Consider the following 2,698-nt stretch of genomic DNA (forward strand, 5'->3'; position numbering starts at 1 on the left):
GTCCGCCGCGGGCGCCGCGCCCTCCCGCGCCGCGGCGCGGGCGCGTTCGGCCAGCAACGCGCGATAGTCGTCCAGGTCGCCCTCGAAGGGCGCCACCGTGCCGTCGCCCACCAGCCACAGCCGGTCGGCCACCAGTTCCACCAGGTGCGGGTCGTGGGTGATCAGCAGCACCGCGCCCTCGAAGTCCGCCAGCGCCTTCACCAGCGCCTCGCGCGCATCGATGTCCAGGTGGTTGGTCGGCTCGTCCAGGATCAGCAGGTTCGGCGCGTCGCGCGTGCAGAGCGCCAGCAGCAGCCGCGCCTTCTCTCCCCCCGAGCATTGCGCGACCTTCGTCTCCGCCTTCTCCCCGGCCAGGCCGAAGCGGGCCAGCTGCGCGCGGCACTGCGTCTCCGTCGCGCGCGGCAGCGCGGCCTGCATATGGCTCAGCGGCGTGCCGGCGGCGTCCAGCTCCTCCGCCTGGTGCTGGGCGAAGAATCCCACCTTCAGCCGCGCGGCGCGCCGCACCTCGCCGCGTCCGGGCGCGAGCCGGCCGGCCAGCAGCTTGGCCAGCGTGGACTTGCCGTTGCCGTTGGCGCCGAGCAGCGCGATGCGGTCGTCCTGGTCCACCCGCAGGTCCAGGTTGCGCAGCACCGGCGGCCCGCCATAGCCGACTTCCGCCCGCTCGATGGCCAGGACCGGCGGGGAGAGCTGCTCCGGCTCGGGGAAGGCGAAGCGGGTCGGCGTGTCCTCGACCACCGCCTCCAGCGGCGGCAGCTTCGCCAGCGCCTTCAGCCGCGACTGCGCCTGGCGCGCCTTGCTCGCCTTGTAGCGAAAGCGGTCCACGAAGGCCTGCATGTGCGCGCGGGCGCGGGCGATCTTCGCCGCCTCCGCGGCCTGCTGCGCGGCGCGCTCGGTCTTCTGCCGCACGAACTGCTCGAAATTGCCCTGGTAGGTGGTGATCTTCCCGCGGTCGAGATGCGCGATGACGTCCACGCAGCGATCCAGCAGCCCGCGGTCGTGGCTGATCACGATGGCCGCGCCGGGGAAGCGCGCCAGCCAGCCCTCCAGCCACATGGTCGCTTCCAGGTCCAGGTGGTTGGTCGGCTCGTCCAGCAGCAGCAGGTCGGGTTCCAGGAACAGCGCGCGGGCCAGCGCCACGCGCATCCGCCAGCCGCCGGAATAGGAGGCGAGCGGCCGCGCCTGCGCCGCCTCGTCGAAGCCGAGCCCGGCGAGGATCGCGGCCGCGCGCGCCGGCGCGGCATCGGCGCGGATGGCGATCAGCCGTTCATGGATCTCGGCCGTCCGGTGCGGGTCGGGATGGCCGTCGAGCTCGGCCAGCAGCGCTGCGCGCTCGGTGTCGGCGGCGAGCACGGCGTCCAGCAGCGTGCCCTCGCCGCCGGGCGCCTCCTGCGCGACATGGCCCAGCCGCGCGCGGGCGGCGAGGCGGATCTCGCCGCCATCGGGCTGGATCTCGCCGATGATGGCCTTGAGCAGAGTCGACTTGCCGGCCCCGTTCCGCCCGATCAGGCCGAGCCGGCGCCCGGTGTCGAGCGTCAGGTCCGCGCCCTCCAGCAGCGCGCGGCCGCCGACGCGGAGGATCAGGTTCCGGATGGCGAGCACCGTCATGGCGCCGGTGTTTAGGCCGCAAGCCCATGCGGGCGGAAGGGCATGGCCGCGGGGCGGCCTCGCCGAACCGTGTTGCCGGCTGAACGACCCGTGTGTTCGGGCGCGCCGCCGGCTCGGCTATCGCCCCCGGCTGGCCGCAACGCGACGAGGGGGGCAGGCATGTCGGCAGCCACGCAGGCGATGGAAGGCAGGGTGCCGCCGGTCTTCGACAGCGAGATCGCCAGGATGATCCCCTTCGCCCGGCTGGTTGCGGACCGGCACGCCATCGCCGCCCGCTACCGCGCGGCCAGCCCCTACCCGCATGTCGTCCTCGACGACCTGTTCGACCCCGGCGTGCTCGACCGCGTCGCGGCCGACTTCCCCGGCGAGGTGACGCCCGCCGGCTGGGTCAAGTACGACACGGCCAACGAGATCAAGCGCACCTCGCGCGGGCTGATCGGCGTGCCGGCCTATGCCAACGCCTTCCTCTGGCAGCTCTGCTCCGAGCCCTTCCTGGCCTGGCTGCGGGAGGTGACCGGCATCGAGGACCTGGTGGCCGACCCGATGTTCCACGGCGGCGGCATGCATGAGAGCTTCCGCGGCGGCTGGCTCAACATCCACGCCGACTGGACCCAGCACCCGCACCTGCCGCTGCTGCGCCGGCTGAACCTGATCGTCTACCTCAACCGCGACTGGGACGAGGATTGGGGCGGCGCGCTGGAGCTCTGGGCGCCGGGCGCCACGGCGGCCGGCGCGCGCGTCGCGCCGCTGTTCAACCGCGCCGTCCTGTTCCCCACCACGGCGGAGACGCTGCACGGCTTCCCCGACGCCATGCGCTGCCCGCCGGACCGGTCGCGCCGCTCGGTCTCGGTCTTCTACTGGAGCCCTGACCCGGATGCGGTGAAGCGCGGGGCGCCGATCACCTTCCTGCCGGGCCGGCGCAGCACGCGACTCAAGGCCTTCGCGCGGTCGCTGGTGCCGCCCATCGCCTTCAGCCTGCGCGACGGGCTGCGCAACGCGCTGCGCGGCGGCCGGCGGGAGGCGTGAGGTGAACGGCGACCGCGCCCGCGCTGCGCTCGGCCGGCTGGTCGGCCGTGGCGGGCACTGGCCGGCG

General features: G+C 74.2%; 2 protein-coding genes. One reads left to right on the top strand and one right to left on the bottom strand.

Annotation, left to right across the window (positions count from 1 at the left end; translation table 11 throughout):
- The coding region (locus OZN99_RS29195; RefSeq protein WP_270938727.1) for an ABC-F family ATP-binding cassette domain-containing protein at positions 1-1,605 on the bottom strand (1,605 nt) is incomplete at its 3' end.
- Between the two features lie 159 nt (positions 1,606-1,764).
- Here OZN99_RS29195 and OZN99_RS29200 point away from each other — a divergent pair.
- Positions 1,765-2,631, top strand: a complete 867-nt coding sequence (locus OZN99_RS29200; protein ID WP_270938728.1) for a 2OG-Fe(II) oxygenase — start codon at positions 1,765-1,767, stop codon at positions 2,629-2,631.
- Positions 2,632-2,698: the final 67 nt, after the last annotated feature.

It is taken from the genome of Falsiroseomonas oryzae (genome assembly GCF_027856955.1).
In the GTDB taxonomy this organism is placed as follows: domain Bacteria; phylum Pseudomonadota; class Alphaproteobacteria; order Acetobacterales; family Acetobacteraceae; genus Falsiroseomonas; species Falsiroseomonas oryzae.

What these genes read in the sequence shown, in the direction of transcription:
- OZN99_RS29200 (WP_270938728.1), top strand. Translation starts at nt 1,765, where the DNA reads ATGTCGGCAGCCACGCAGGCGATGGAAGGCAGGGTGCCGCCGGTCTTC.